At 68.3% G+C, this 2,934-nt stretch carries 3 protein-coding genes and 1 pseudogene; 2 read left to right on the top strand and 2 right to left on the bottom strand.

The window, feature by feature from the left end; translation table 11 throughout:
* A partial coding sequence (locus B551_RS27110) for a magnesium chelatase domain-containing protein (protein ID WP_023264514.1) occupies window positions 1-636 on the bottom strand: 636 nt, incomplete at its 3' end.
* 327 nt (window positions 637-963) lie between these two features.
* A pseudogene (locus tag B551_RS15910) lies at window positions 964-1,212 on the bottom strand (accessory factor UbiK family protein); the annotation flags it as partial.
* 381 nt (window positions 1,213-1,593) lie between these two features.
* Between B551_RS15910 and B551_RS15905 the strand changes: the two are divergent.
* Together B551_RS15905 and B551_RS15900 are read left to right on the top strand one after the other, a co-directional pair.
* A complete protein-coding gene (locus B551_RS15905) occupies window positions 1,594-2,364 on the top strand; it encodes a TorF family putative porin (protein ID WP_006579532.1) in 771 nt (256 codons plus the stop codon).
* A 60-nt stretch (window positions 2,365-2,424) separates the two neighbouring features.
* Window positions 2,425-2,763 (top strand): P-II family nitrogen regulator, encoded by a 339-nt coding sequence (locus tag B551_RS15900; RefSeq protein ID WP_006159494.1) that lies wholly within the window; start codon window positions 2,425-2,427, stop codon window positions 2,761-2,763.
* Window positions 2,764-2,934 lie beyond the last annotated feature (171 nt).

Here is a 2,934-nt window from a genome sequence, read left to right as displayed (position 1 = left end):
GGCGCCGTTGCCGGCCGCGACCACGAAGGCGCGGCCGGCGGCGCCGGCGCTGGCATTGGACCCTGCCCCTGCTCTTGCTGTTTCTCCGGCTCCGGCTCCGGCTCCGGCTCCGACTCCGGCTCCGACTCCGACTCCGACTCCGGCTCCGGCTCCGGCTCCGGCTCCGGCTCCGGCTCCGGCTCCGGCTCCGGCTCCGACTCCGACTCCGACTGCGGCTCCGACTCCGGCTCCGGCCGCCTGCTCACGCGCCAGCCCCATCGCCATCGCCAGCGCGCCGCGCACCGGCCGCAGCGCGCCCGACAGCGACAGCTCCGCGGCGAACTCGTAGCCGTCCAGTGCCGGTGCCGGGATCTGCCCGCTGGCCGCGAGGATGCCGAGCGCGATCGCCAAGTCGAAGCGGCCCGATTCCTTCGGCAGATCGGCGGGCGCCAGATTGACGGTGATGCGCCGGTTCGGGAATTCGAAGCCGCAGTTCAGGATCGCCGCCCGCACGCGCTCGCGGCTCTCGCGCACTTCGGTCTCCGCCAGCCCGACGATGGCGAAGGCCGGCAGGCCATTGGCCAGGTGGATTTCGACCGAGACCGGCGGCGCGTCGATGCCGGTCAGCGCGCGGCTGCGCAGGACGGCGAGGTGCATGGGGGCGACCAGGAAAGAGGAAGAGGTGGAGGAAGGGTGGACGAGGGTGGTGGGCTAGGGTGACGGGCGAAGGCGTAGGGCGCGAGCGGTGGACGAAGGCGGTGAAAGGGCGATCCGGCACGTCACCGATTTATTAACGCCGCCGTAAACGCAGAAGGCCGCCGGTTGCCCGGCGGCCTTCGCATGACGTGAGGTCTGGCGCGTTCAGCCGGCCAGCCCCGGGTTCGTCGGCCCGGTGCCCGGCTCGGGCGTGGTCGAGCCCGGTACCGAGGTGGCCGAGGCCGTGGTGCCGGCGCCGGCGGTGCCGACCGTGGCCGGTCCCACGCCCGCCGCCCCGGCCATGCCGGCGCGGCGTTCCAGGTCCGCGACACGCATCTCCAGTTCCTCCAGCCGCGCACGCGTGCGGGCCAGCACCTGCGACTGCACGTCGAATTCCTCGCGGGTGACCAGATCGAGCTTGGCAAAGCCCTGGGTCATCATGCTGCGGACATTCTTCTCGATGTCCTTGGCGGGCGAATTGCGCAGTACCTCGCTGACCTTGCTCTGCAGGTCGTTGAAGAGATCGGTCGGTTTCATCGGTTTCTCCTTCTGCACCGTCGGGGTGCATCGATCGGGGGCGGCGGGGGCGGCCGGATGGGCGCATCTGCACGTTATCGGTGCAGTGCGCGCCCATGGCGGCGGCCGGCACCAGCCGGTGGCATGGGCCGATTATGGCCCGTGAAGCGCGCCGGGGAAAGCGGCCCGGTTCCATCGGACACAGCATTTAACCCGGCGCCGCCCGCCGGGCCCCATGTTGCGGGCTTTCCGAAGGCAGCGGGAAACGCCTTTTCATTCTCCGTCCCCCGCGCGCTTGCAACGCGACCCACGCGCGCCCGCGCGCCGGCGGACCCTGGCATGGCAGTTGCAGTATCGGCCTGACAGAGAAGTCCCGAGCCCAAGGAAAAGGAGAAGAAATCCATGAAGACGCTGGCCCTCGCCATCGGCGCGCTGACGCTGTGCGGTTCCGCCACCACCGCGCTGGCGCAGAGCGCGCCCGCGACCGCCGAAGCGGCCTCGCCGCATACGTTCACGGCGAACGTGACGCTGGCCTCCGAATACCGCTACCGCGGGATCATGCAGAGCAACCGCCGGCCGGCGATCCAGGGCGGCTTCGACTACAGCCATGCGAGCGGCTTCTACGCGGGCAACTGGAACTCGAGCATCAGCTGGCTGAACGACAGCAACGACGAGGTGTCGGCGCCGATCGAGATGGACTTCTACGCCGGCTTCAAGAACACCTTCGGCGACGGCAAGTGGAACTACGACGTCGGCGTGCTGCAGTACTACTACCCCGGCGACTATCCGGCCAATTTCACGCGGCCGTACACCACTGAAATCTACGCAGGCATCGGCTACGGCCCGGTGTTCCTGAAGTACTCGTACGCGCCGACCAACCTGTTCGGCTTCTACGACAGCACGAACAGCTGGTACGTCGACCTGGCGGCCAACGTGCCGCTCGAGTTCTGGGGTCTGACGCTGAACGCGCACGTCGGCTACCAGAAAGTGCAGAACGTGGCGGACGCCTCGTACACCGACTGGAAGCTCGGCCTGACCAAGGACCTGGGCAACGGCTTCTCGGCGGCGGTCACGTACATCGACACCAATGCCAAGCGCGGCGTCTACACCAACACCTCGGGCCGCTACATGGGCAAGGCCACGGTGGTCGCCACGCTCACCAAGACTTTCTAAACACGGTCAGCACGAGCGGGCCCCGCCGGCAAACGGGGCCGCGCTCTCAGGAGAACACGGATGAAACTGATCATCGCCGTCATCAAGCCGTTCAAGCTCGACGAAGTGCGTGAAGCGCTGTCGGACGTGGGCGTGTCCGGCATCACCGTCACCGAGGTCAAGGGTTTCGGCCGCCAGAAGGGCCATACCGAGCTGTACCGCGGCGCCGAATACATCGTCGACTTCCTGCCCAAGGTCAAGATCGAGGTCGCGGTGCCCGACGATGTGGTCGACCGCGCGATCGAGGCGATCGAGAAGTCGGCCCGCACCGGCAAGATCGGCGACGGCAAGATCTTCGTCGCGCCGATCGAGCAGGTCATCCGGATCCGTACCGGGGAGACCGGCGGCGACGCGCTGTAACGCCACGCCGACGCCAACAAACGAGCCATACAAGAGCGACAAGAGGTATTCAGATGACTAGCTGGTTCAAACGATTCCTGACGGCCGGCGCCATGGCGCTGGCGCTGGGCACGGCGGGCATGGCCCTGTCGGGCGCGGCCGCGGCGCAGGACAAGCCCGCCGCGGAGGCTT

It is taken from the genome of Cupriavidus sp. HPC(L) (assembly GCF_000307735.3).
GTDB lineage: Bacteria > Pseudomonadota > Gammaproteobacteria > Burkholderiales > Burkholderiaceae > Cupriavidus.
This window is presented reverse-complemented; position numbering and strand designations above follow the sequence as displayed.